This window comes from Nocardia sp. CWNU-33 (assembly GCF_046764895.1).
Lineage (GTDB): Bacteria > Actinomycetota > Actinomycetes > Mycobacteriales > Mycobacteriaceae > Nocardia.
The window spans coordinates 262,571-287,969 of sequence record NZ_JBKOQN010000003.1 but is presented as its reverse complement, the minus strand read 5'-3'; the positions used below and the strand labels follow the sequence as shown (position 1 = coordinate 287,969).

The following is a 25,399-nucleotide window of genomic DNA, read 5'->3' as shown; positions in this document are numbered from 1 at the left end:
TTGCGAATTCACTAGGAGCGCCGGATTCGTCCGTCGCTCACCATCGACGCTGGGCACCGGCGACCATGAAGCGCTCGAACACGCACTCGCGCACGAGCATTCGAACGGACCGACTGCGCCGACCCTGTACCCACCCGACGTCCGGCCGCCGCGAAACCACCCCGCGCGGCCCCCGATCAGTAGAGTGCCTAGTGATGAATGGCGACGACCCCCAGCACAACGCACGGACGCGCCGGGTCCCGCCACCGCCTGGTAGACCCGGTGAACCGCCGACTCCACGTTCGCAGCGGGCCGAGCCGTACCCTCCTGGTCCACACCGGGCCGAGCCACACACCCCCGGACCGCGCCGAGGCGAGCCACACCCGCCCGGTCCACACCGGGCCGAGCCACACACCCCCGGACCGCATCGAGGCGAGCCACACGCCCCGGGATCGCACCGGCCGGGGCAGGCCCCCGTCGAGCCCACGCGAAAGATGCACCGCGACGGACCGCCGAACTACGCACCACCCCGGGCTTATTCCCAGGTCCCGCCCGACCAGGGAGCCCGGCGCACACCGCCACCGCCCATGGAGAAACCTCGACCGGCACCGACGCACCAGCCGACACAGCAACCGGTCCCCTACCACGAGCCCGCGCTACAACAGGCCCAGCGGGCCCGCCAATACCGGACCCCGCCCCCGCCTCCGCCTGCCGCGCCGCCATCGCGGCGGGATCGCGAACCCCAACCTCCGCGGCGACGCCGCAAGCTGCATCTGTTCCGTTGGTCTCTCGTCCTGGTCGTGGTGCTCGTGCTCGCCGCGATCGGCGCGGTCATCAAGCTGGACAATTCGCTGAACCGGATCGACGCACTGGCGAACTACGCCGATCGCGTAGGCGACACACCTGGCACCAACTGGCTGCTCGTCGGTTCCGACGGTCGCGCGGGCCTGTCGCCCGAACAGGAGCGGGAGCTGGCCACCGGCGGCGAGGTCGGACCGGAACGCACCGACACCATCATGTTGGTGCACATTCCGAAATCGGGGCCGACCACATTGGTCAGCCTGCCGCGCGATTCCTATGTCAGCATCCCCGGCTACGGCAAAGACAAGCTCAATGCCGCCTTCGCGTTAGGCGGCCCGCAACTGCTGGTACAGACCGTCGAGATCGCGACCGGTGTGCGGATCGACCACTACGCGCAGATCGGCTTCGGCGGCTTCGCAGGCGTCGTCGACACCCTCGGCGGCATCGACGTCTGCGTGCCGCAGCCCATCGACGACCCGCTCGCAGGCATCGACCTGCCCGCGGGCTGCCAGCGACTCACCGGCCCGGAGGCACTCGGCTTCGTGCGCAGCCGCGCGACCGCGCTCGCCGATCTCGACCGAATGAACAACCAGCGGCTGTTCATGGCGGCGCTGTTGAAGAAGGCGACCAGCACCGCCACCCTGGCCAACCCGTTCAAGCTGTGGCCACTCGCCAGCGACACCGCCAAATCCTTGAAGGTCGACAACGGCGATCACATCTGGAACCTGGGGCAGCTGGGCTGGGCACTGCGCGGCGCCACGGTGGCGACCACCGTCCCGGTCGGCGGCTTCAGCGACACCGACAGCGGAAACGTGCTGCTGTGGGACAAGAACAAGGCGGGCAGATTTTTCGATGCGCTGGCCAAGGACCAACCCGTACCGGACGACCTGCTGACGAGGTAGCGTCGAGACATGCCAGACACCGACGTCGCCGAGCCGTTCCCCAACCTGCTGCGCGCACAGATCCGTCATGGCTTCACCTCCGCCCAGCAATACCTTGCCGCCGCGGTGTATCTCGATTCGAATCGCCTGCCGCAGTTGGCCGAATACTGCTACGGCAAGTCCGGTGAGAACCGTGCACATGCGCTGCGCATGGTGCAGTATCTGCTCGATCGGGACCTGGATGTCCGGGTCGAGGGCTTGAACGAGGTGCAGTCCACCTTCGAGTCTCCCCGTGCCGCGATCGCTCATCTGCTGGAGTCGGAGCGGACCACCGCAGCGCAGATCACCGCGCTCGCCGATGCGGCCCGCACGTCCGGTGACTACCTCGGTGAGCGATTCATCCAATGGTTCCTCAAGGAACAGGTGGCGGACGTCGCGGGGATGACCACCTTGTTGACGGTCGTCGACCGTGCCGCAGGCGATCTGTTCGACGTCGAGGATTTCATCTCACGCGAACTGCGGACCACCCCGCGCGCCGATGTCGCAGCGCCGAAAATGGCAGGGGCCGCAAAGAATTAATTAGGCAATACTAGCCTCAATAAGGTTGCACTTGGATGACACGTGCGCTGACCAGCGCTAATGTCGCTTCCATGTCCAGCCATTCGGAGTCTCCGCGCAGCAAATTCCACAGCCTGCTTCACGACCAGATTCGGCATGAATTCAACGCCGAGCATCAATACATCGCTATCGCGGTGTGGTTCGACAATGCAGATCTGCCGCAGCTGGCCAAGCGTTTCTATGCGCAGGCAGTCGAAGAGCGCAATCACGCAATGATGATCGTGCAGTACTTCCTCGATCGGGATATCAGCATCGAACTGTCGGGTATCGACAGCGCGAAATCCCATTTCGAGAATGTCCGCGAACCCATTGCGTTGGCACTCGCCCAGGAGAAGGCCGTTACCGACCAGATCATCCAATTGGCGAGCACCGCCCGCGAAGAGGGCGACTACCTCGGCGAACAGTTCATGCAGTGGTTCCTCAAGGAACAGGTCGAGGAGGTCGCCAACATGACGACACTGCTCACCATTGCCGATCGCGCCGGGGCGAACCTGTTCGACCTCGAAGATTTCATCGCGCGGGAAATGAGCGGCCCGAGCGATACATCCGGCGCTCCTTCCGTTGCAGGCGGCACCGTCTAGTCAAAAGTATTCTCCATGCAATCAGGCCCAGCTCGTCACGACGAGCTGGGCCTGTCGCTGGTAAATCGAGGGCGGCGTCGAAACGCCGCCATCAACATTCTGCGAGATGCTTTACGAAGCACTCAGCGAGCTGAGCAGCGTCTTGAGCAGCAAGAGGATCGCGTCCATGATGTGTTCCCTGTCTTCCTCATCAGATCGGTGAGGTTGTCCTCACCACCACCATCTTTCGGTGATGAAGAGAACCTAACCGAGAGTTGATTAGAAAGGAGGGTGTTTCACAAAATTCTCTGAGATTTTTTCGGTTTACCGCAAGGTGATCTGACGCGACCGCAGACCATCCCGAGAGCGACGTTCATCGGCCGAAAGCGGCGCATCCTTCGCCAGCGCCTCCGACAACCGCGCACCGAACTCGATGGCAGGCTTGGTCCATTCGGTGGCGTGCAGCTCGGGATCGAGGTCGAACACCGGCACCAGCAGTCCGTGCGTACGGAACGACCCCGCGAAGCGCGAGCCCTCGCCCAGGTGCAGCCCGCCCGCGGCATGCAGCCTGGCCAGCGCGAGCATCAGCGCATCTTCGTCTTCCGGCCGAACCCAGCGCACATGCGCCTTCTCGCCCGCGTCGACCCACCATGCGGCGCCGATCGAATCGGCGCCGAGATCCAACCGCGCCGACGGCATGATCGCCTGCTTGGCCTGCTCGATGGTCGCGGCAACCTGCGGATCGGGCTGCACGCCTTCGGGCACCCACCAGTCGAAGTCCTGATGCACGGTGAGCTCGAGATCCGCGCCGGGATCGATCACATCGGCCAACCGCGGCCCGCCTGCCACGCTCTGCGCAGCAGAAAGCGATTCGCCCGGCTCCGCCGACTGCGTCCACAGAATGGCGGCCGCAAGATCGGCAGCCGGATCCGCACCCTGGAACTGGACCTGCGTGCCGACGTAGCCGGTCGGCTGATCCCCCGCACGCACCAACGCGGCGACCGCACCGGGCAGCACCGTGGCCAGCACCACCGACCGCTCCGCCGCGACATCGGGCGACAGCTTCAGCGTCGCGGTCGCCGACGGTACGAACTCACGCAGCGCGACAAGATCGCACTCCGCGGCCAACCCCTCGAACGGGCGCGCGACACCCTGCCCCGACTGCTCCAGCACCGCCCGCCGCTCGGCGAGACGCTGCGCCCGGTTGCCCCCGGGCTTCGGACTATTGCGCTTGCTCTTACCCACGCGCCAAAACCTACTGCAACGGCTGTGTTTATTTGGCAACGCCTGCGGCGTTGCGTGTTCGCGGCCCCCTTGGTCTCGCTTCGCTCGGAAGGTGTCATCGTGCCGAGTGGGGGCGTTGGTAGCTGAGCTTGCGACTTTGGAGGATGCGCTGCGGCTGTTGCGGTGGTGGGACGGGCCGCGAAGTCTGGGGCTGGATCTCGCTTCGCTCGGAAGACATCATCGTGCCGAGTCGGTGCGTGGCGATCTCGCACCTTCAGTGCAGGGGTTCGCGGGCCCCCGACGCGCAGTGGGGGGCACCCTGTGTCAGCAACCGACGCACTCCGACAACCACTCACCACGATGACGAGCGCAGCGAGACCCCCGCCTTGGGTTCGCGGTGCGTCCCACCTCTACAACAGCCGAAGCGCATGCGCCGAAGGCGCTGCCAAAAAAACTCAAGCCGATAGCAGGGCTTTGGTGCGGCCTGGGTGGTTGGTCGCGACCCAGCTGACGCCGAGGTCGGCGCAGAGGCGGACGTCGTCGGGGTCGTCGACGGTCCAGCAGTAGGTGGCGCGGCCGGCGGCGGCGGCCTTGTCGACCAGGTCGGGGTGCTCGCGCAGGGTTTTCACCGACGGGCCGACCGCGGTGGCGCCGACGGTGGTCGCGGCGCCGCCGCCCAGGTAGCGCGATGATTCGCCGAGCAACACCGTCGGCAGAAGTGGCGCGGAACGGCGGATCCGCCATACCGCGGTGGCCGCGAAGGACATGACCACCGCGCGGGAGTGGTCGGCCGAAGCCGGTGTCGCGATTCCGTAGCGCTGGAGTTCGGCGAGCAGCTTGTTCTCCACCAGTGCGCCGTAGCGGACGGGATGCTTGGTTTCGATGAACAACTTGGTGGGCCTGCTGCGCCAGTCGAGCACGAGCTCGATCAGTTCGCTGAGCGTGAGCACGGCCGATGGTGCGCCGTCGGCGCCGAAGTCGAGCTTCCCGAGTTCGTCGAGGGTCATCTCGCTCACCGGCCCGGTGCCCGAGGAGGTTCGATCGACGGTGCGATCGTGCACGCAGACCAGGTGCCCGTCCCTGGTCAGCCGGACATCACATTCCACACCGTCGGCGCCCTCTTGCAGCGCAAGCTCGTAGGCGGCGAGTGTGTGCTCGGGTCGCGCCGCCGAGGCTCCCCGGTGCGCGACGACGAACGGTGCGCGACTGCCCTGGCTCACTTGGCCATAACCTCCTCGTGCTCACGGTGCACAGCGCTGCTGGCGTTGTCCTGATCCTCGCTGCTGACGGTATCCGCAGCACCACGCGGCGCTGAATTCGCGAAGTCGGGCGGTGCTGCCTCGGCTGTGCCGCCCGGCTGCACCGGCTCGATGACCGGCACCTGCGGATCGACCGCGATCACCCAGCGGCGCGCAATCCTGGTGTGGCCGAACAGATCCCGGCCCTCGATCATCCGCATCAGCCACAGCGTCAGCAATGCGACCCCAACGGCAATGGCATCGGTGAACGCGGTGAACATCACCCCGTCCGCCTTGACCTGCAAAGAGTCCGCGGTCCGCCACAGCAGCGCGGCGACCGCGACAATGCCGCCGAACACCCAGGCGCACCACCAGATCCGGACGGCCCGCAAGACCCGAGGATCGGCCGGCCGGTCCGGCGCGGAGACCGTCACGGCCTCGGTCAGAAAGACACCGGGCCACAACAGGTTGACTACCGGAAACAGGCAGCCGAGGGCGAGCGTCCGGACCGATCGAGGGTCCCGCCGCCCGGACCGCTCGTAGGCGACCCGTCGCGTCTCGATCAGCCAGCCGAGCAGCGCCAACGCGGTAGCCAGCGCCAGCACCAGTCCGAGCACAGCGGAAAGCAACAGCAAGTAGTCGGAAAGGGTGAGCAGTAACGGATTCACCAGGCGGGTGCGGTTGCGCAGCAGAATCCCATATCGCCCGAGTTCAGCGAGGCACGCGACGGCGAACACTACCGCCGTGGCAAGCAGCAGCGCAACGACACGGTCCGAGAAGGGAGCGAGCCGACGCTTCGGGGCGGCGGCGGGCGAGGCTTTCGGGTCCGACAGACCCCACCGAGGCATCTCGGTATAGCGCGGTGTTTCGACCGACTGCCCGGCTCGTCCTGAAGTCGAAGCCCGGCGAACGCGCTGGTCGGGCCGGCGCGCGACCCAGCGGTAGTTGCGACGCTCGGCGGGGGCGTCGATCGGAGCAGGTGACAGCAACACGCCTCGGCAGCGCGGGCACCAGTGCATCGGGGTCGTCTGCACGGCCCAGCGCGCGCCACAGCGCGCGCAAGGTTGCACCACCGTACTCACAGTGCCTCCTTTTCGGCATTCGCGGGCCCGCCGTGGTTACCCAGGCTGCCGCCTCCGGGCCTGACGCTCATGCCGAGCACCTCGCTCTTTCCGTCAGTAGATCTTCGCCGGGTGGTCGCCGACAGCGACCAGCGGACGGCCCGACTGCTGCCATGCCACCATGCCACCTCTGACGTGCACCGCATCGAAACCGACGTGGGTGAGATACTTGACCACCTCGATCGACCGACCGCCCTGCCTGCAGATGACATAGAGGTCGGCGTCGTAATCCAGCTCGTCGATTCGAGCGGGCACGTCGACCATAGGAATGTGGATCGCGCCCGGTGCGTGCCCGAGCTGCCATTCGTCATCCTCGCGCACGTCGAGCAGAATCGCCCGCGCGGCGTCGGCCGCGGTGGCGTCAGCGGGATTGTCGAATTCGCCGGGCACGGCTTCCACCGGCACCGACGGGACCTCAGGGCTCGTCACTCTTCGATCCTGCCATGGTCGCCGCAGTGCCGGGGAGTTGTGGGCTCGCGCTGCACCGGCGACTCCCCCGCTATGACACGAGGACGGCCTCGACAGCGGTCGGCTACCTCGGGTATGTTCTGTCCTTCCGGTTCCTGTCGGACACCCCGCTGCGGGGTTGCTTGTGCATACCTCTATCGGAGTTATCCACATAATCCACAACTTGATCCACAGGTCTCGCTATTCAGCAGCACACCGCTCACAGCTAAGGCCTATCGAGAAACCAGCAGGTCCACTCGATCCCGGAATGCAACACCATCGAATCCGGACGAATCACTCCCGAGCAGCAGCCCTGCAGCGAACCGAGCGACACGAACGACCGATCCGAGACTCCCCTCCTAGCCATCCCGGAGCGGTCATTCGCCGCAGCTTCGGGGCCATCGGCCGAGCAGACCCCGATAACTACTTGGACGGCCCTGCGATCGATTCGGTTCCATAAAAACGAGAACACTAGCGAAAAACTTAAATACCGGGTTCCCGCAGGTGCTGTCGGTAGCCTGAAGGTATGAATGTGAGCAGGGGGCTACTCGACGGATTGGATACGGCTGGGCTCAACACCGCGCTGTCCGAGGCCACATGCCTAGGACTGGAGGTTGACGAGGCGGGTCGTCGACTGAGCCTGGAACTGGAGGTGTTGACCCTCCCGAAGGACGGACCAGCGCCAGAGGGAAATCGGGTGCGGCTGACATTCACCGGCGTCGGCCGTGTCGCCGCCTCGATGCGCATCCAGCGCTGGGACGATCTAGCCGCGACGGTGCTGCCCTTGCAGCTCGACGGGCTGGACGAGGGAATCCGCAGTTTCGGCGGTGGACGGCTGCACGGCTGGGAGTTCATCGACGTCGACGACAGCGGCTGGGCGCTGTGGAGCGAACTGCTCAGCTTCGACACCAAGATCGGTGACGGCGTTTCCGCGCACGTGCTGGAGTTCTCGCAGGAGGAAGGCATCGATCCACGCGAGCTGGACGTGCGCGTGTGGTTCGACAACATGACCATCCACGACCAGAACGGCCGGGAAATCCCACTGGCCGAGTTCATCGAGGGCGGGGTGCGCTGGTGGAAGGCTCACGACGCGGGTGATCCACAGACCATGCGCCCAGGCATAGTGCCGCAGCTCTGAACAACCACACACCCGAACCGCACATCCGATCCATCGGATGTGCGGTTTTCTTTTCCAGCTCCGCCGCTCAGGCGCCCAAACCCACCGGGCAGCTCACGCCGGTGGCGTGCACCGGGCAGTAGCCGCCGGGATTCTTGGCCAGGTACTGCTGGTGGTAGCCCTCGGCGTAATAGAAACCGGACAGGTCGGACAGTTCGGTGATCTCCGTGGTGATCCGGCCGTAGCCGGCCGCCGCGAGCCGCTCACCGAACGCCCTCGCGGTGGCATGCGCGATCTCTGCCTGCTCCGGACTCAGCGTGAAAATGGCCGAGCGGTACTGGGTTCCGCGATCGTTGCCCTGCCGCATGCCCTGCGTCGGATCGTGGTTCTCCCAGAAATGCCGCAGGACACCGGCGTAGTCGATCACCTCGGGATCGAAGACGACGAGCACGGACTCGGTATGACCGGTCCGCCCGCTGCACACTTCCTCGTAAGTCGGGTTCGGCGTATAGCCGCCCACGTAACCGACTGCGGTCGAGTAGACGCCCTCGATCTGCCAGAACTCCTTCTCGGCACCCCAGAAACAGCCCATCGCCACCACAGCGACCCGCATATTCTCCGGGAACGGCGGATGGATCGGATGCCCGTTCAGGTAATGCGTCTCGGGGACCACCAGCGGCTCGCCGCGCCCTGGCAGCGCTCGGTCCGGTGACACCATGACCGGCTCCGGAAGGCGCACCCGCCCCACTAATTCGTCATACCAGGACATGGGTTCAATGCTAGGCTCCGCCGCCACTGCGCGTCTGCTGTCGATCGCAGGTACCGAGGTAGTCGCGTCGCGGGGTCGGCGGTCGAGTACCTGACAGAAGTTCTGCGTGTCCCGGGCGAGTTACCCCATGTGCTCAGGAAATCAGTCGGTACGTTCGTATGGCGAGAGACAACCGAAGCGCCGATGGTATCGATCATGGAATGCGGGGGTACACGGCCCGGTTGGAACCGAGCGGGTGTACGAATGATGGCTGAGTGTGCTCGAAGACGAGGGCACACACAGCCCGACATTAGGAAGGGACATCGTGGCTGAGTACACGTTGCCAGATCTGGATTACGACTACAGCGCCCTGGAGCCCCACATCTCCGGGCAGATCAACGAGATCCACCATTCGAAGCACCATGCCGCTTACGTCGCGGGCGTCAACTCCGCACTGGAGAAGCTCGAGGCGGCCCGCGAGGCCGGCGATCACGCCGCCATCTTCCTGAACGAGAAGAACCTGGCCTTCCACCTCGGCGGGCACGTCAACCACTCCATCTGGTGGAAGAACCTGTCCCCCAACGGTGGTGACAAGCCGGTCGGCGAGCTGGCCGCCGCGATCGACGACCAGTTCGGCTCGTTCGACAAGTTCCGCGCGCAGTTCACCGCCGCGGCCAACGGCCTGCAGGGCTCCGGCTGGGCGGTGCTCGGCTACGACACCCTCGGCCAGAAGCTGCTGACCTTCCAGCTGTACGACCAGCAGGCCAACGTGCCGCTCGGCATCATCCCGCTGCTGCAGGTCGACATGTGGGAGCACGCCTTCTATCTGCAGTACAAGAACGTCAAGGCGGACTACGTCACCGCGTTCTGGAACGTCGTGAACTGGGAAGACGTGCAGGAGCGCTTCGCGCGTGCCGTCGGCCAGGCCAAGGGGCTCATTTTTGGTTAGGCAGCGCCTGCGGCGCTGCGTGTTCGCGGCCCCCTTGGGCTCGCGTCCGAGCGGGCGAGACTAGCGCCTTCGGCGCATGCGCTTCGCCCACTCGGACGCGAGCCGGGCCGCGAACTCTAGTGCTCGATCTCGCTTCGCTCGGAAGGCGTCATCGTGCCGAGTGCGGGCGTCGCTAGCTGAGCTTGCGACTTCGGTGGGTGCGCTTCGGCTGTCGTGGAGGTGGGACGGGCCGCGATGTCCTAGCTGGTCTCGCGGCGCTCGCAAGGCGTCGTCGTGCCGTGGGGCCACTATTCGCAGGGACTTTGCGTATTCGCAGGGACTTTGCGGCGACACGCCATGCTTGAAATGAGCCGTTGCCTCGGTATCGGCCGATAGATCACCAGCCCGTAGTCGGCACCGCCGACTACGGGCTGGTCCGTTTTGTCTGGTTAGCACTCTTTGGTACTTGTGTGCCAGGTGATTCGTGAGCCATTCTCGAGAGTCCACAGTACGAGGACGGGCAACGCCGCCCCCGGTTCTTTGACGGGAGGCACCATGCACACGAACGGACCGATCGGCATCACGCCGTTCCAAGCTCGCGGATCGCTGCGCGGGTTCGTCATCTCCGGCCGCTGGCCGGATACCACCAAGGAATGGGCGCAGGTACTGGTGCTCGCCGTACGGGTGGCCACCATGCCGGGGCTGCTGACGACCTCGACCGTGTTCGGCGTCCGCGAGGATCTGCCCGACGACCCGCAACCCGGCACGGTGGGAATGGTGCTGGCCGAGGGTCCGGTGCTCGGCGCGGAGGCGCTGGCTCCCGGCCGGTTTGCCGATCATGTGCCGACAGCCCTCCTGATGCTGCATCCGCCCTCGGAAACCCGGCCTTCGCTGCCGGAGTGCGCGGGCGCGGCATCGGGCTGCGTGCTGCTGCCCGGTGTCCCACACCTGGGGCTCGAGCATCGAGCGGCTTGGGCGGAGGCCGAGTCGGACGGCACCATCACCTCGCTGGTCAGCCGGGTGGGCCTGGATCCGATCAGTGATCCCGACACTGCGGTTCTTGCCATGCTGCTCGCCGCGTGAGGGTGCCCGAAAACTGCTACGTGGATCGCCAAACTTATTGTGCGCATTGCGATTTCGACAACAGCAAGTTGGCATCCCGGTAGCTACCGGGGTACAGTCGGAAGCAACGAAGGGGAGTAGCCCCCAATCATGCAGTCGACATACTGACCTGCCGCCACACGATGGCACGGGTCCGGCGGTGTGAACCGGCATAGGTCCGGTGGGCGAGACCTTCGGCCTAGACATCTATTTCGTTGTCGGCCGGAGACGTACCCCGTTCTCCAGGCAGGCAGGCCGGAGACCCGGGAGTGCACACATGATCGCCACGATATTGCTGAGCGTCGGTATCGTCTTCCTTGCCGAACTCGGTGACAAATCCCAGCTGATGGCGCTGACATTCGCGCTGCGCTACCGCTGGTGGGTCGTGCTCGGTGCGATCGCCTCCGCCACCGCAGCGGTGCACCTGATCTCGGTCGGCGTCGGGTTCTTCCTGGGGGCCGCACTGCCGACCCGGGCGATCTCCCTGGTCGCCGCGATCACCTTCCTCGCCGTCGGCCTGTGGACGCTGCGTGAGCATCTCGGCGCCGCAGCCGACGACACCGAATCCGCGCCGCCACGCTCGACCACCGCGCCGTATTTCGTGGTGCTCTCGGCCTTCCTACTTGCCGAACTCGGCGACCGGACCATGTTCGCGACCGCTGCGCTTGCCACCGACAACAGTTGGTTCGGCGTCTGGATCGGGTCGACCATCGGCATGGTCGCGGCCGACGCACTCGCTATCGGAGTCGGGATCCTGGTGGGCAAGCATCTCCCGGAACACGTGATCGGGATTTGTTCCGGATTGCTGTTCCTCTACTTCGGTACTGCGACCATGCTCGCTGCGGCGATGCCCGGCATAGGCGTACTGCTCGGTGCCGGGATCGCCGCCATCGCACCCGCCATCGCCGGTGCCGTGCTGCTCATGCGCGCACGGCGCCGTGGCGCACCATCGCCGTCCCGAACAGATCACCACTGCGACGAACCAGATCCAGTAGCGGCCCGCGCAACCCACGAAGTCCATCCAGATCGTCGGCCGCAATTCGAGCGGTAACCATCGCACTGACGGCCGCGGCGAGGGTCTGACAGGCGAAGCGCTGCTCCTCGGTGCGCGCACCGAGGACATCGGCGATCAAGGCAACGAACGACTCCTGCAGCAGAGCCCGGCGCGCTACGGCCTTGGACCCCACCGCGTAAACCTCGACGAGAAACAACCTGGCATAGGCGGGCTCCTCGGCGAGGCCGTCGAGGTAGGCGCCGAGAATGCGGTCCATCCGCTCGGGATCCGGCGCCGCCGGTCGGTCCCTGTCGGACTCGGCCGAATCGGCGAGTGGCGCCGCGGCCTCCGCGATACGGGACAGCGATTGGCCGACCGCCCGCTCGTAGGCCGCCTCGAAACAGTCCTCCTTGGAACGGAACTGCTCGTAGAAGGTCTCCCGCGATACTCCCGCACGTTTCAGCACCGCCGCGACCGATGTTCCGACATAACCGTTTTCGGCCATCGCCTCGGCCATCGCGTCCAGGATCCGATCGCGCTGCGAGGCGATCACCTGCTCCCTCGGCAGGCCGTGGCGGCCTCGAGGAAGTTGGCGGACGGTGCTGGCCGGTTCGGTCATTCGGTGGCTCCGGGTGTTCGGTCTGGTTCGGTACTCGGTCACGCTAGGACTATCGCTCCATTCTGCGTGGCCGCGACGGCTGGTCGGTGGTGAAGGGCGCCGCTTCGGTGCGCGCGATCTCGAGCGCCCGCGCAACCCCGCGGCGCAGTGCGATATCGACAGCACGCTGGGCGATCGGCCGGAACGGCAGTACCAGGGCCACCCACCACGGCGAAACAACCTTGCGCTTGCGGCGGGCGATGGCCCGTTCGACCGCATCGATCGCCGGGCCGAGCGGCGCAACGCCCGATACCGTGGACCGGCCGAGGATGGCCCGCGCGGCGGCGGTGCCGAAGCCGCGGGTGGTCATATCGGTGTCGAGCTCGGCGAAGTAGGCGATGCCCACTTTGGCGCCGGAGTGCCTGATCTCGTTGCGCAGCGTGTTGCCGAGCGCCTCGGCTCCGGCCTTCGATGCGCTGTATGCCCCGGCCAGCGGGAGATTCACCGCGGCCGCAAGCGACGAGACGATCAGTGCGTAACCATCCGGGTGGCAAATGTGTGGGCCGGCGGCGCGCAGCGTGTAGTAAACGCCGAGCACGTTGACGGCGAGGGTCTCCTCCATCACCGCGGGATCGCCGCCCAGCAGCGCCAACTGCCGCGCCACCCCGGCATTGGCCACCACGACATCGAGCCCACCCAGCTCACTGACCAGCGTTGACACCACCCGCTCCACCTGCGCGGAGTCCCCGACGTCGCAGTAACGCCATGGCGCGTCACCGCATTCGTGCGCCACCTCGGCCAGCAGCTCCGCCTCCAGCCCGAGCAGCGCGACCTTGGCCCCGCGCGCGTGCAACTGCCGAGCCAGCGCCGCCCCGATTCCGCGCGCCGCACCGGTAATGAGGATTCGCCGATCCGCGACAGACGCAGAGGAGAACACGTTCATATTGCGACGGTACCACCGATGAACATATATGTTCGCAAACAATCTTGGGCACCACAGACAGTGGAGAGTGCCGTGATCAGGCTCTCACCCTGATTGGTTCGGCGACTGCCTTGCCTGCGCTCGGCCCGGCGCGGGCTCCGGACGGGCTGCGCCGGGCTGCACCTATTAGGGTGCAATTGACGAAAGGCCAACTGGCTGTCACGAACGAGAGGACCATCGTGGAGATTTCGGGTTCCGCCGCCATTGTCACCGGAGGCGCATCCGGCCTCGGCGCCGCCACTGCCAAGCGTTTCGCCGAACTGGGCGCCACCGTCTTCGGCTTTGATGTGCCGCAGTCGATCGAGCGCGCGGGCGACAACGTGCCCGAGGGTGTCACCCTGATTCCGGCCGATGTCACCAGCAACGACGAGGTCAGCGCCGCGGTCGCCAAGGTCGTCGAGTCCGGTGTGCCGCTGCGTATCGCCGTGAACTGCGCCGGCGTCGGCTGGGCAGGCCGCATCCTTTCCAAGAACGGCCCGCACGACCTGGAACTGTTCCGCACGGTCATCACGGTGAACCTGCTCGGCACCTTCAACGTCATGCGCCTGGCCGCCGACGCTATCGCCAAGACCGACGCGGTCGACGAGTACGGCCAGCGCGGCGTCATCATCAACACCGCCTCGGTCGCCGCTTTCGAGGGCCAGATCGGCCAGATCGCGTACTCCGCCTCCAAGGGTGGCGTGCACGGCATGACCGTGCCCGCCGCGCGCGACCTGGCCCAGTTCGGCATCCGCGTGAACACCATCGCCCCCGGCATCATCGACACTCCGATGCTGGCCGGTGTCACCGAGGAGTACCGCAAGGGCCTCGAGGCGGGCGTCCCGTTCCCGTCCCGCCTCGGCCGCCCCGACGAGTACGCGCAGCTCTCGCAGTACATCGTCGAGCACGACTACCTCAACGGCGAGACCATCCGCATGGATGGCGCGCTGCGCATGGCCCCGCGGTAATAACCTGCCGTACAAACACCTGCACCCCGTCACTCCGGCCCGGCCGGAATGGCGGGGTGTTCGCGTTACCGGGCGATATCAGGGCTGCGGCTTGTGGCCGATGCCGAGGAAGGCCGTGGTGGACAACGGGTGATTCGGGCGGTAGTTGTCCGCGAGGTAGGCGCGCATGAGCGCGGCGCGCTCGGCCCAGACCTCTTCGCCGACGTTGCGGCGCGTCAGGACCATCGGGGCGCCGCTGCCGACCATCGTTTCCCACATCTCGTCGGCGCTGCCGAAGGTCAGCGAGGTGGTGTGGCGCTGAATGCTCACGCCCGCGAATCCGGCCATGCGCATTTCGGTAGCGAAGACGTCCGGATTCTCCAGGCTCTGGAAGTTGGGCTGCGGCTCCTGGATGCTCGGGTCGGCGGCGGCAAAGGCGCCGAACATCATTCGCATGAGCGGCGACTCCACGACCGGCGCCCAGCTCGACACCACCGCGGTGCCGCCGGGGCTCAGCACCCGGAACAGTTCGGCGAACCCCTTGGCGCGGTCCGGAAAGAACATCAACCCGAACATCGAGAAACCGGCGGCGAATCGGCCCGCATCGAACGGCAGCGCCTGCCCATCCCCCACCCGAGCCTCGATATTGGTCAGACCCGCGGCGTCCGCGGCCGCGACGAGCCTGCGGATCATCGGTTCGGAGAAATCGATGGCCTGCACCTGCGCCACCCGCTCGGCGGCGAGCAGACTCAGCATGCCCGTTCCCGCCGCGATATCGACGACCTGCGAATCCACCGTCAATCCCGCCAGTTCGAGCGCGCGAGCGGAGAAAGGCTCCATGATCGCGGGCGCGAATTCGGCGTATCCTTCGGCGACGAGATCCCAAGGTTCAGCGGCCGCGAGCGGGTTTCCTGGCATTCGGACGATCCTTTCGACTCGCCCAAGGCTAGTCGCGCCACCCGCGAGGCCCTACCCACCCATGCGAATATCACTGTGCGCGAAGGACTTCTACGCTGACCGAAGGTCGGCGGTTAATCGGTCATTCCGCCATTGTCGTCGAAAGTTCGCCGGGTGACGGGCCGGATCTGCGGCCCGTCACCCGGTTCAACCCACGTGACAACTGATTTCGTGAGCACATGGGTAACTCACGGGGTACCAGCGAACCCAGCTCGCCACCGCACCGCCAGCCGCCGACGCGACTGGCGATGCACGCGAGTCCGGCCTGAAGGTGCGGAGAGGCGGACTAGCGGGACAGCGAGCTCAGAGCGTGCGGGTGAGCCGATCGGTGAGGATGTGCGCGAACCGGGCCGGGTCCTTCAACTCGCCGCCCTCGGCCAGAACCGCTGTGCCATAGAGCAGTTCGGCGGTTTCGGTGAGCTCGGGAACCTTGCCCGCGTCGGCGTCCTGTTTGCGGGTGTCGTAGGCGTCGCGCAGACCGGTGACCAGCGGATGTGTCGGGTTGAGCTCGAGAATTCGCTTGGTTTCCGGGACCAGCTGGCCGGAGGCGCGATACATCCGCTCCAGCATCGGGGTGAAGTCGAAGACATCGCCGACCAGACAGGCAGGAGAGGTGGTGAGCCTGCTGGTCAGGCGCACCTCCTTGACGCTGTCGTCGAGGGCCTTGCCGAGCCAGGTGAGTACCTCGGCGAAGTCCTTGTCCTGCTGTTCGCGCAGCGCCTCGGAGGCTTTCTTCTCCTCCTCGGACTCCAGATCGACCTCGCCCTTGGCGACCGACATGAACGGCTTGCCGTCGAAGTCGGTCACCGAACCGACCCACATCTCGTCGACCGGGTCGGTGAGGATCAGCACCTCACGGCCCTTGGCCTTGAAAGCCTCCATGTGCGGCGAGCTCTCGACCTGCTGACGGCTCTCGCCGGTCATGTAGTAGATCGCGTCCTGGCCGTCCTGCATCCGCTCGACGTACTGCGCCAGCGTGGTGAGCTCGGCGTCGGAGTTCGTCGAGGCGAACGACGACACCTGCAGCAGGGTCTCGCGGTTGTCGAAGTCCGAGAGCAGGCCCTCCTTGAGGACGCGGCCGAACTCCTTCCAGAAGGTCTGGTACTTCGCCTGGTCTTCGGCTCCCTGCAAGTCCTTGACCGTCGAAAGGATCTTCTTCACCAGGCGCTTGCGGATCATCTGGATCTGCCGGTCCTGCTGCAGGATTTCGCGAGAAACGTTGAGCGAAAGGTCCTGGGCGTCCACCACACCCTTGACGAAGCGCAGGTACTCCGGCATCAGCTCTTCGCAGTTGTCCATGATGAACACCCGCTTCACGTAGAGCTGCACGCCGCGCTTGTGCTCGCGAGTGAACAGGTCGAACGGCGCGTGCGACGGAACGAACAGCAGCGCTTGGTATTCGAACGTGCCCTCGGCCTTCATCGGGATGATCTCGAGTGGATCGTCCCAACCGTGGCTGACGTGCTTGTAGAACTCCTTGTACTCCTCGTCGCTGACCTCGCTCTTCGGGCGGGTCCACAGCGCCTTCATGGAGTTGAGGGTCTGGTCCTCGACGATGGTCTTCTCGGTCTTGTCCTCACCCTCGCCCTCGGTGACGGTCCGCTCGACCTGCATGCGGATCGGCCAGGCAATGAAGTCGGAGTACTTCTTGACGATCTCGCGGAGCTTCCACTCCTGGGTGTAGTCGAAGAGGTGGTCGTCCTCGTCGGCGGGCTTGAGGTGCAGGGTGACCGCGGTACCCTGCGGCGCCTCGTCCAGCGTCTCGATCGTGTAGGTGGACTGGCCGGTGGACTCCCAGCGGGTGCCCTCGGTCTCGCCTGCCTTGCGAGTGGTCAGTGTGACCTTGTCGGCGACCATGAAGGTCGAGTAGAAACCGATGCCGAACTGGCCGATGAGCTCTGCCGGATCGCCGGTGGCGGCCGCGGCGCTCTTGGCCTCGTTCAGCTTCTTGCGCAACTCCGCGGTGCCCGACTTGGCCAACGTGCCGATCAAATCGACAACCTCGGCGCGCGACATGCCGATGCCGTTGTCTCGCACGGTCAGGATCCGCGCGTCTGTGTCGACCTCCAGCTCGATGTGCAGATCGGAGGTGTCGACATGCAGATCCTTGTCCCGGTAGGACTCCAGCCGCAGCTTGTCCAGGGCATCGGAAGCATTGGAGATCAGCTCCCTCAGGAACGTGTCCTTGTTCGAATAGACCGAGTGGATCATCAGCTCGAGCAGCTGATGGGTTTCGGCCTGGAACTCGAGTTCTTCGACGTGCTCAGTCACGTCGCGATACTACGACGCCCGAAATCGGCGAGCGCAGGAACCTCGAGGTCTGCGCTGTGCGGACCGGGTTCGCGCGGGTGCATCCACTCGCGCAACACCATGGTGGCCCGCACATCGTCCTCGTTGTATTCCAGCAGCCGGGTGCGCTGACCGAGGTCGGGTTCGCTGTCGTAGCCGACGGCGCGCCGATACCAGCTCATCGACGCCTCGCCACCCGCCTCGGGATCGCGCCATGCGAAACCCGCGACCGGTGCGATCTTCTTCAGACCCTTGCCGTTCGGGCAGATGAACTGGTCGGAGACGGCCTGGAACATGTCCACCCACTGTGGCCCGTCGACGAACGCGCGCACCTGGTCGACCGTCGGCACCCCGGGTCGCCCGGCGAACCGGCGTGCCGACTCGTAGAGCCACTTGTCTTCGGCGGTGCGCGAATAGCAGTAGGCGGCAAAGGTTTTCCCCGCCGTGGCGGCCTCGGCGCGCACCGTCATCAGCCAGGTCCAGAACTCGCCGAAAGAGCGGCCCTCGTCCTCGGTCGGCAGCGGATCCCAGGTGACGAACGGCCGATACTGCCCGTCGAGCAGCGTGCCCCACAGGTAGGCGCCGTATTCCTGGAAGCTCTCCAGGTCTACATCCACCTCGACATCGGCTCGGCGCACCCACACCTTGTCGACCTTGCGGACCAGCGGCGCACCGGCGAGCCACGCTCGTGCGGTCACCACGGCTTCGTCGAACGGTCCGTGCTGCCAGTCCTCCGGATCGTCGCCGACCCAGGCGGCCAGATCGTCGATGGTCTGCACGCCGTGCCCGCGCAGCACCTCCGCGCGCGAACCCGGCGCCACCAGGCTCACGTCCCGATGGTCGGTCAACCAGCCCTCACAGCTGACGCCCTCGGCGCTGCCCTCGCCGGCGGCACCCCGGCTCCACCACGGGCACTGCCTGCACTCGGGCACCTTCGAGGGCACCGTCGGCGATTCGCCGCGGACCACCGCGATCCGGTCGGCGTAGCGCCGGTCGTAATCGGCGAGCAGCAGGCCGAGATCGTGCACGAGGATGCGGTCGAAGTGATACCCGATCACGCCGCCGACCAGGGCCGGGCTGGCCAGTCCGTGGCGCTGGAGCATCCGATAGAGGTGCGCGAGACGCTGCTGATCGCGCGGCTGCTGACGCAGTTTGCGATGCGGATCCGGTTGCGGATCCCAGTGATACAGATCCGAGGTGGTCGGATGGAAGTCGGCGGGCTCGGGCTGACGCGGGTCGGTCACCTTGTGGTTGACCACAATCACCGGGATGTAGCCGCCGCGGTCCAGGTCGCGCAGCAGGATCTCCGAGCCGCCGCGTCGGCCGGTGTCGGGCTCCTGCGGCAACAATCCGCCCCAAATATGGTGCGTCCCTGCGGCACACGCACGCAGCGTCGCCTCGGATCGCTCTCCCGCGCGCAGCGTCGGGTCGATCACCAGCCAACTGTCCGGAGCTGCCGCGATCAGCGCTTCTCGCACCTGCGTCCGGTGCGCCGAGGCGGCCTCGCGCCGCTGCCGAACCCCGGCATCCTCGCTCACACCGGTCAGCATCTCCGGATGAGCCGCGTTGAGATGCAGCCGATGCCGACACCCGATCAGCGCCCTGGCATCGACGAAAGCCGCCGTGGCATCGCGCGGCCGATCGTCGGCTGTGCCGTCACGATGGCCGCCCTCGTGATTGCGACCGTTGCGATCGCCGATGCCCGAATACACGTATGCAGTATGGTCCCTACCCCCGACAACTCCGCGAATCGCATGACCGACCTGCACAGAGTCCCCACCGGCCCCGTGGCGAATGAGCTCGGCCCACATCTCGACCACGACGGTGCGAATCTTGTGAGCGTCCGTTCGCGATCCTCGTGCTGCCGAGTGGGCAAGGCCGGGAGGCGCCCCTGGGCGGACGAATGTCCGACACTCGTGCAGGCGCCGCAGGCCCGCGTCTCGGCCGCTCGGAAGCCAGACCGAGGGGGCCGGGAACACGCCGTGCCGCAGGCGCGGCACATCGGACACAAGCTAGGGTAGCGACAAACGTGACATGGGGCGGACGGGCGTTCCCCGACGTCGTACTGCCATGGCAAACCAGCATGACGGAGGGCCTTCGATGGGGTTGTTCACGAAGCGCAAGCGGCGCCCGAGCCGCAAGGCCGAGGCGAAAGCCCTCAAGCACAAGGCCGGCTTGGAGGCCAAACTCGGCGCGAAGAACGATCGCAAAGCCCGTCGCGCCGAGGCCCGCACCCAGCGCAAGGTCGCCAAAGCACAGATCTCCGCGCTGCAGGCCGAAGAGAAGGCCGCACTGAAGCTGGCCGCGAAGGCCGAGCGGGATCCGTTCAGCGCCGGCCAGGTTCGCAAATACCTCGGGGTGGCCCGCGTGCTGATCCCCGTCCTCGCGCCGCTGGCCTATCGCGCCGCGACATTGATTCGCGGTCAGATCGATAACCGTCGCGCCCACCAGCTCGGCATCGGCATCGAACAGCTGGGCGATTTCAGCGGTCACGGCGCCAAGCTCCAGGCCCGTATCGCCAATGCCGAAGGCGCACTTGGCACGATCGGCGACAGCAAGAATGGCGACGGCAAGACCTTCGTCAAGGCCACGCAGGATCGGCTCGACAATCTGACCGCCGCCGTGCGGACCGCGGAGCAAATGCCCACGCCGCGCCGCCGCGCTGTGCACGCGTCGATCTCCACCGAGTTGTCCGGGATCGAGGCGGACGTCTTGGCGCGCCTCGGCGTGGGCTGACCTCCCACCCGCGATGCGCACCGGTCCGATCACCGGCAGCCTGCGCGGCTGCCTGGTCGGCCTCGTGGTCGGTGCGCTCGCGATAGCCGCACACGGTCCGGCCGGTGGCGGTTATCCGGATTCGGCGGAGGCGGCGCTGATGCTGCTCATCGCCGCCTCGGTCGGATGCGCCAGCGCTAGGTCGCCGATCGCGCGCCGCCCCATCGGGTTGCTCGGTGTGCTCGCGGGCGGACAACTGGCAGGCCACTGGGTGCTGTCCGGATTGCTCGGCCACGGTCACGATTCCGGCGTCGGCACATCCATCCAGCTGCCCACGGCCGCGCTGCCCACCGGCTGGATGCTCGCCGCGCATGTCGTCGCGACGCTCGGCTGTGCGGCGCTGATCGTGTCGGCCGAGCGGCTCTATGCGATGGCGTCCGGCGCGCTCCGGACGGTGCTTACCGCGCCGCGCCGCGCCCGGAGCACCGACCAGGCCCGCTGGCCCGATCCCGGCCTGCGGCACTACCGCTTTCATCCGAACGGCGCGATCGGTCCGCGCGCGCCACCGGTGCCCGCCTGACCCGCTCGCACCATTTTCCTTCGGAGAGAAAGCCTTTCGTCCCATGCGTAGTTCCCTTTTGCGTGCGTCCTGCACGACCGCGGTCGCCGCGGGCCTGGTCATGGTCACCAGCGGCACCGCGGCAGCGCACGTCACCGCCGACGCACCCGGCGCCCAACAGGGCGGATATTCGGTGGTCACCTTCAAGGTGCCGACCGAATCGGAGACCGCGAGCACCACCGCGCTCACCGTGACCCTGCCCGCCCCCAAGAGCGCGCGCACCGAGCCCATGCCCGGCTGGAGCTCCAAGATCGAGCGCAACGAGAAGTCGGAGATCACCGCCGTCACCTGGACCGCAGACCCGGGCGCACCCGGCGTCGGGCCCGGCCAGTTCCAGCGATTCGTCCTCTCGATCGGCCCACTGCCCGCACAGGAGAAGCTGAGCTTCCCGGCCAAGCAGACCTACAGCGATGGCAAGGTCGTCAACTGGGATCAGCCGATGGGCAGCGACGGCTCGGAGCCGGAGCATCCGGCCCCGAGCATCACCCTCGCGGCCGCGAAGGCCGGCGAAGACGAGCACGGGTCGACCGCCGAAGCCGCGGACCAGGAATCCGTCGACGCCGATGACAGCACTGCCAGGTGGCTCGGTGGCATCGGCCTCGCGCTCGGTCTGCTCGGTGTCGCACTCGGCCTCGGCAACGTGATCCGCGGACGACGCTCATGACCACGGCGCGCCGCCTGCTCACCGCACTCGTCGCGGGTCTGCTGCTGCTCGGCGTCGGGCTGGCCGCCGCAGGCACCGCCGCCGCGCACTCGGCGGCCACCGGCAGTTCACCGGAGGACGGTTCGACTATCGACGCGGGCCCGGCACGGGTCAGCGTCACCTTCAACGAGGACCTGCAGACCAGCTTCCCGTCGCTGACCGTCGTCGGCCCGGACGGCAACCTGTGGTCGAAGGGGACACCGACCGTCGCGGGCAAGTCGGTCAGCGTCGAGGTGGGTGAGCTCGGCCCGGTCGGCGAGTACACCATCGCCTACCGGGTGACTTCCGCCGACGGCCATCCGGTGAGCGGAACCAGGAAGTTCACCCTCAGTAAGGCAGGCAACGGCGTCCCCGGGCCGAAGCCGGGCGCCAAAAGCGGCGCGGCCGACGACGGCGGCTCGAACGGTATTCCGTTGTGGGTGTTCATCGTCGGCGCGGTCCTGCTGTTCGGCGGCGGCCTGGCGTTCGCGCTGTTCGGCGGCAGGAGCCGGAAACAACCGTGAGCGGTGTGACGACCGGCGGCCGGGACGCGCGGATGCTGCTGCTGGCCGTCCCGGCCGGCCTGCTCGGGGTGTTGCTCGCCTGGGCGTTGGACATCCCGGCGCCGATACCGACCGAGGGCGGCGTCCGGGTGATCGCGGACGGCACGGGTGCGACCGTGCTGGGGCTTGCCGCGCTCCCCCGGGTGCATCCGCGAGCGCAGCCGCCGTGGCGGCTGCTCGCCGTGCTGGCAGGCATCTGGTGCGCGGCCGAGCTCGCGGTGCTCGCCTTCGAGGCCGCCGACATCGTCGGGGTTCCGGTGACACGCCTGGGCGGCGGACAGTTCGGTACCTTCCTTGTCGAGATCAGCGGCGGACAGGTCGGCATCGCGATCCTGGTCGGCACCCTCTCGATCGCTTGCTACTGCGCGCTGGCCTTCCGCCGACCCGACGCCGCATCGACCGATCTCGTGCTCGTATTCGCGGCCGTGACGCTGGCGCTGCGGCCGATCACCGGGCACATGTCGCAGCAGCCGTTCGGTTCGGTGCTCGGCGCGGTGCACGCGCTGGCCGCGGCGGCCTGGTTCGGGATGCTGGTCGCGCTCGCACTGGTGGTGCGCACCCGTGGCGAATGGGCGGTCACGCTACCGAGGTATTCGGCAGTGGCGCTGCCGTTGATCGCGACGGTGGCGACCACCGGGGTCGTCAACGGGCTGGTGCGGATCGGCGGGCCTGCACCGTTCGTGACGACCGGCTACGGCCGCATCCTGCTCGCGAAAACCCTTGTGCTGGTTGGCTTGCTCACGCTCGGCTGGTGGTGGCGGCGCAGCTGGGTGCGGCGCGCTGCGGACCATCGGATGACCGCCGAGGCGTCATTGCGCAGGGCCGTGCTCGAGGTCGGCGTGATGGCGCTGGCGTTCGGGCTGGCCGCGACACTGGCCGTGACAGCGTGACCAGGTAGGCCGAGCACGCCGCAGTTACAGTGACTTCATGACCGAAGTGAAAATCGTCGAGGACTGCACGGCGTCGGCCGAAACCGCTTTCGCCTATGTCAACGACTACCGCAATCTGCCGCGGTTCATCTCCGAGATCCACGAATTCACCCCGGTCACCGACCAGGTCGAGGGCGTCGGCGCGACCTTCGACGGCGTCATCAAGCTCGGACCCGCCACGCTGCATTCGCGCATCCAGGTCGTGCGTTGGGAAGAGCACGCCGCGATCGCGGTGAAGTCGATCAAGGGTTTCGAGATCGAATCCACTTTTCTGTTCCACGACAAGGGCGAGGCGACATGCACCGTCGATGCGATCGTGGAGTACCGCGTCCCCGGCGGTCTCGCCGGACGCGTCCTCGGTAAGACCATCGAGCCGTTCGTGAAGCTCGCCGTCAAGCACTCCACGCACAACCTGACCACTCAGATCGCCGAATTCCACGCGAGCAGGCAGAGCTGAGTTCCGATATGCCCTGCGCCCGGCCCATCGGGTCGGGTGCCCAACTTGTCCGGCCTGCTCACCACCGAGGATGCTGAGTTTATGCCTGAACGCACCACCCCGACCTTCCCGCAGCGGATCGGTTACGCCTGCGGTCGAACGCTGCCCGCGTCGATGTCGGAGTGGGTGCGCGACGATCTGACCGGGCAGGGGGCCGCGCGTCGCTATCTGATGCGGTTTCTGCTCCCGGTGATTCCGGTGCTCATGCTGTTTCTGTTGGTACCCGGCCCGAAGTGGATGGGCTTGGCCATGATGGCGCTGTTGTATCTGCCGCTGATCTACTTCACGATCGCGCTGATGTATGTCTACCGGCGCAGCCGCCTGATCAAACACGGCCTCGATCCGAGTCTCGCCGACTCCGATGCCCGCCGCCGTGGCGAGGCCGAACGACAGGCCTACGAACGCAGGCACGGGCGCGCCTGAAGTTTGCCGAGTTGCCACGGAAAACTGGCAGTGACCTATACCACAGGCATAGCCTGGATCTATGAAGACTCCCACGATACGGCAGCGGATCACCTACGATCTGGGCCTCGAGCTCCCCGAGGAGCTGCACGAGTGGGTTATCCGCGACCTCGTCGGCCACGGGGCCATGGAACGCTATCTCGTCCGGTTTCTGGGACCGATCATCCCGTTCTTCGCCCTGGTGTTGCTGTTCCCCGGCCCAATGCCACTGAAGATCGGCCTCATCGTGATGATGATCGTTCCGCTGGTCATATTCACGGTCGCACTCGGCTATGTATGGCGGCGCTTCCGGCTGGTCCAGCATGGTTTGGATCCGGAACTCGTAGATCACGGGAAGATCTCCGAGCATGATCGGGATCTCTACGAGCTGCGGCACGGACACCGGTAACGATCGAGCTACCCAGCCACCACGCGCGAGTCTTACGAGCGCCAGTTCGCGGCCCGGGTTGCGTCCGAGTGGGCGAAGCGCATGCGCCGCAGGCGCGAGTCTCGGCCGCTCGGACGCAAGCCTGAGGGGGCCGCGAACACGCAGCGCCGCAGGCGCTGCAAAAATAACGCAGTGACCGAATCGCAGAACGTTGTTGCCACCGCCGATCTCGCCGATGAAATCGGCCCCGAGATTCGCAGCTGCGACACGCAGTTCATTCAGTTCGGTGGCCACGCGACATTCTCCGGGCGAATCACCACGATCCGCTGCTTCCAGGACAATCTACTGGTCAAGCAAACGCTGAGCGAACCGGGCAATGGCGGGGTACTGGTCGTCGACGGCGGCGCGAGTGTGCACACCGCGCTGGTCGGCGACATCATCGCCGGCCGCGGCGTTGCCAACGGCTGGGCCGGTGTCATCGTCAACGGTGCAGTGCGCGATTCAGCGATTCTGCGCACGCTGGAGATCGGCATCAAGGCCATCGGCACCAACCCGCGCAAGAGCACCCAGACCGGCAGCGGCGATCGGGACGTCCCGCTCGAGTTCGGCGGCATCACCTTCACCCCAGGCGACATGCTCTACAGCGACCACGACGGCGTCGTGGTCCGCGCGGAGGACTGACCCGGCCGGGGAACCGGTCACTCGCCTGCCACGCGAGCTCTGTGACCGGCGATGGTGACCACGTCGCCGGGGTGCAGTTGGCGGCCACGACGCAGCTCGACCTCGTCGTTCACCCGGACCAGACCGGAGGCGATGACCGTCTTGGCCTCCGAGCCGGACTCGATCAGGTTGGCCAGCTTCAGGAACTGGCCGAGTCGAATGACGTCGTCATCGATCGGCACATCGACTGGATCGGACATGGGTACATCCTTACCCTTCGCCCGGAAACAACGAAACGCCAACCCCCCATCGTGACGACTGACACGCACGTATGACGCGCCCATAACCGACATGCCCGGGCGATCTTGGAGCATCGATGCCGTGACACCGTACACAC

27 protein-coding genes and 1 pseudogene are annotated in these 25,399 nt (G+C 66.5%); 17 read left to right on the top strand and 11 right to left on the bottom strand.

What is annotated here, in order from left to right:
• Positions 1-473: 473 nt before the first annotated feature.
• From ACLMAL_RS05475 to ACLMAL_RS05465, 3 genes are all read left to right on the top strand, one after another.
• Positions 474-1,682 carry an LCP family protein gene (locus tag ACLMAL_RS05475; RefSeq protein ID WP_411998062.1) on the top strand — a complete coding sequence of 403 codons (1,209 nt, stop codon included), beginning with the start codon at positions 474-476 and terminating at the stop codon, positions 1,680-1,682.
• Positions 1,683-1,691: 9 nt separating this feature from the next.
• A complete protein-coding gene (locus ACLMAL_RS05470) occupies positions 1,692-2,240 on the top strand; it encodes a ferritin (protein WP_411998061.1) in 549 nt (182 codons plus the stop codon).
• A gap of 71 nt (positions 2,241-2,311) precedes the next feature.
• A complete protein-coding gene (locus ACLMAL_RS05465) occupies positions 2,312-2,860 on the top strand; it encodes a ferritin (RefSeq protein WP_411998060.1) in 549 nt (182 codons plus the stop codon).
• Positions 2,861-3,163: 303 nt separating this feature from the next.
• Here ACLMAL_RS05465 and ACLMAL_RS05460 read toward each other — a convergent pair whose 3' ends face one another.
• The 4 genes from ACLMAL_RS05460 to ACLMAL_RS05445 all read right to left on the bottom strand — a co-directional run bounded on the left by ACLMAL_RS05460 (position 3,164) and on the right by ACLMAL_RS05445 (position 6,851).
• Positions 3,164-4,084: a DUF5926 family protein gene (locus tag ACLMAL_RS05460; RefSeq protein ID WP_411998059.1), complete on the bottom strand. Its 921-nt coding sequence runs from the start codon at positions 4,082-4,084 to the stop codon at positions 3,164-3,166.
• Positions 4,085-4,518: 434 nt separating this feature from the next.
• On the bottom strand, positions 4,519-5,283 hold the full coding sequence (locus ACLMAL_RS05455; RefSeq protein WP_411998058.1) for a glycerophosphodiester phosphodiesterase: 765 nt from the start codon (positions 5,281-5,283) through the stop codon (positions 4,519-4,521).
• A complete protein-coding gene (locus tag ACLMAL_RS05450; protein WP_411998057.1) occupies positions 5,280-6,383 on the bottom strand; it encodes a DUF4328 domain-containing protein in 1,104 nt (367 codons plus the stop codon). Before ACLMAL_RS05450 ends, ACLMAL_RS05455 begins: the two co-directional genes overlap by 4 nt.
• 93 nt (positions 6,384-6,476) lie before the next feature.
• Positions 6,477-6,851 (bottom strand): rhodanese-like domain-containing protein, encoded by a 375-nt coding sequence (locus ACLMAL_RS05445; protein ID WP_411998056.1) that lies wholly within the window; start codon positions 6,849-6,851, stop codon positions 6,477-6,479.
• Between the two features lie 544 nt (positions 6,852-7,395).
• Here ACLMAL_RS05445 and ACLMAL_RS05440 point away from each other — a divergent pair.
• Positions 7,396-8,007 (top strand): hypothetical protein, encoded by a 612-nt coding sequence (locus ACLMAL_RS05440; RefSeq protein WP_328407887.1) that lies wholly within the window; start codon positions 7,396-7,398, stop codon positions 8,005-8,007.
• A gap of 67 nt (positions 8,008-8,074) precedes the next feature.
• On the opposite strand, the gene msrA is transcribed toward ACLMAL_RS05440, so the two are convergent.
• Positions 8,075-8,755, bottom strand: coding sequence for a peptide-methionine (S)-S-oxide reductase MsrA (gene msrA, locus ACLMAL_RS05435; protein WP_411998055.1), 681 nt, complete (start codon positions 8,753-8,755; stop codon positions 8,075-8,077).
• 304 nt (positions 8,756-9,059) lie between these two features.
• Between msrA and ACLMAL_RS05430 the strand changes: the two genes are divergently transcribed.
• The 3 genes from ACLMAL_RS05430 to ACLMAL_RS05420 all read left to right on the top strand — a co-directional run bounded on the left by ACLMAL_RS05430 (position 9,060) and on the right by ACLMAL_RS05420 (position 11,814).
• Positions 9,060-9,683, top strand: coding sequence for a superoxide dismutase (locus tag ACLMAL_RS05430; RefSeq protein WP_364905112.1), 624 nt, complete (start codon positions 9,060-9,062; stop codon positions 9,681-9,683).
• A gap of 534 nt (positions 9,684-10,217) precedes the next feature.
• Positions 10,218-10,745, top strand: coding sequence for a peptidase (locus ACLMAL_RS05425; protein ID WP_328407882.1), 528 nt, complete (start codon positions 10,218-10,220; stop codon positions 10,743-10,745).
• A 295-nt stretch (positions 10,746-11,040) separates the two neighbouring features.
• Entirely contained in the window at positions 11,041-11,814 is a 774-nt protein-coding gene (locus ACLMAL_RS05420; RefSeq protein WP_411998054.1) for a TMEM165/GDT1 family protein, read from the top strand.
• Positions 11,815-12,205: 391 nt separating this feature from the next.
• On the opposite strand, the pseudogene ACLMAL_RS05415 reads toward ACLMAL_RS05420, so the two are convergent.
• Together ACLMAL_RS05415 and ACLMAL_RS05410 are read right to left on the bottom strand one after the other, a co-directional pair.
• A pseudogene (locus ACLMAL_RS05415) lies at positions 12,206-12,262 on the bottom strand (hypothetical protein); the annotation flags it as partial.
• A 163-nt stretch (positions 12,263-12,425) separates the two neighbouring features.
• A complete protein-coding gene (locus tag ACLMAL_RS05410) occupies positions 12,426-13,298 on the bottom strand; it encodes an SDR family NAD(P)-dependent oxidoreductase (protein WP_411998053.1) in 873 nt (290 codons plus the stop codon).
• A 218-nt stretch (positions 13,299-13,516) separates the two neighbouring features.
• On the opposite strand from ACLMAL_RS05410, the gene ACLMAL_RS05405 reads away from it, so the two are divergent.
• Positions 13,517-14,284, top strand: coding sequence for an SDR family NAD(P)-dependent oxidoreductase (locus tag ACLMAL_RS05405; RefSeq protein ID WP_406235087.1), 768 nt, complete (start codon positions 13,517-13,519; stop codon positions 14,282-14,284).
• A gap of 78 nt (positions 14,285-14,362) precedes the next feature.
• Here ACLMAL_RS05405 and ACLMAL_RS05400 read toward each other — a convergent pair whose 3' ends face one another.
• The 3 genes from ACLMAL_RS05400 to ACLMAL_RS05390 form a co-directional block, all read right to left on the bottom strand.
• Complete coding sequence (locus ACLMAL_RS05400; RefSeq protein WP_411998052.1) at positions 14,363-15,181, bottom strand: class I SAM-dependent methyltransferase; 819 nt, start codon at positions 15,179-15,181, stop codon at positions 14,363-14,365.
• A gap of 342 nt (positions 15,182-15,523) precedes the next feature.
• Positions 15,524-17,491: a molecular chaperone HtpG gene (gene htpG, locus ACLMAL_RS05395; RefSeq protein ID WP_411998051.1), complete on the bottom strand. Its 1,968-nt coding sequence runs from the start codon at positions 17,489-17,491 to the stop codon at positions 15,524-15,526.
• Entirely contained in the window at positions 17,488-19,221 is a 1,734-nt protein-coding gene (locus ACLMAL_RS05390) for a TM0106 family RecB-like putative nuclease (RefSeq protein WP_411998050.1), read from the bottom strand. The genes htpG and ACLMAL_RS05390 overlap by 4 nt, the downstream gene beginning before the upstream one ends.
• 388 nt (positions 19,222-19,609) lie before the next feature.
• Between ACLMAL_RS05390 and ACLMAL_RS05385 the strand changes: the two genes are divergently transcribed.
• From ACLMAL_RS05385 to rraA, 9 genes are all read left to right on the top strand, one after another.
• Positions 19,610-20,245 carry a DUF6474 family protein gene (locus ACLMAL_RS05385; protein ID WP_411998049.1) on the top strand — a complete coding sequence of 212 codons (636 nt, stop codon included), beginning with the start codon at positions 19,610-19,612 and terminating at the stop codon, positions 20,243-20,245.
• Positions 20,246-20,258: 13 nt separating this feature from the next.
• A complete protein-coding gene (locus ACLMAL_RS05380) occupies positions 20,259-20,804 on the top strand; it encodes a hypothetical protein (RefSeq protein ID WP_411998048.1) in 546 nt (181 codons plus the stop codon).
• Positions 20,805-20,847: 43 nt separating this feature from the next.
• A complete protein-coding gene (locus ACLMAL_RS05375) occupies positions 20,848-21,507 on the top strand; it encodes a YcnI family protein (protein ID WP_411998047.1) in 660 nt (219 codons plus the stop codon).
• Complete coding sequence (locus ACLMAL_RS05370; protein ID WP_411998046.1) at positions 21,504-22,049, top strand: copper resistance protein CopC; 546 nt, start codon at positions 21,504-21,506, stop codon at positions 22,047-22,049. Before ACLMAL_RS05375 ends, ACLMAL_RS05370 begins: the two co-directional genes overlap by 4 nt.
• A 32-nt stretch (positions 22,050-22,081) precedes the next feature.
• Entirely contained in the window at positions 22,082-22,978 is an 897-nt protein-coding gene (locus ACLMAL_RS05365; RefSeq protein ID WP_411998147.1) for a CopD family protein, read from the top strand.
• 37 nt (positions 22,979-23,015) lie between these two features.
• Entirely contained in the window at positions 23,016-23,474 is a 459-nt protein-coding gene (locus ACLMAL_RS05360) for an SRPBCC family protein (RefSeq protein WP_328407865.1), read from the top strand.
• Positions 23,475-23,555: 81 nt separating this feature from the next.
• Positions 23,556-23,936, top strand: a complete 381-nt coding sequence (locus ACLMAL_RS05355; RefSeq protein ID WP_411998045.1) for a DUF5313 family protein — start codon at positions 23,556-23,558, stop codon at positions 23,934-23,936.
• A gap of 61 nt (positions 23,937-23,997) precedes the next feature.
• Positions 23,998-24,363 (top strand): DUF5313 family protein, encoded by a 366-nt coding sequence (locus ACLMAL_RS05350; RefSeq protein ID WP_411998044.1) that lies wholly within the window; start codon positions 23,998-24,000, stop codon positions 24,361-24,363.
• Positions 24,364-24,534: 171 nt separating this feature from the next.
• Positions 24,535-25,023 (top strand): ribonuclease E activity regulator RraA, encoded by a 489-nt coding sequence (rraA, locus tag ACLMAL_RS05345; protein WP_411998043.1) that lies wholly within the window; start codon positions 24,535-24,537, stop codon positions 25,021-25,023.
• A 17-nt stretch (positions 25,024-25,040) separates the two neighbouring features.
• Here rraA and ACLMAL_RS05340 read toward each other — a convergent pair whose 3' ends face one another.
• The gene (locus tag ACLMAL_RS05340) at positions 25,041-25,262 is read right to left on the bottom strand and encodes an RNA-binding S4 domain-containing protein (protein WP_328407861.1); all 222 of its coding nucleotides are present in this window, start codon (positions 25,260-25,262) and stop codon (positions 25,041-25,043) included.
• Positions 25,263-25,399 lie beyond the last annotated feature (137 nt).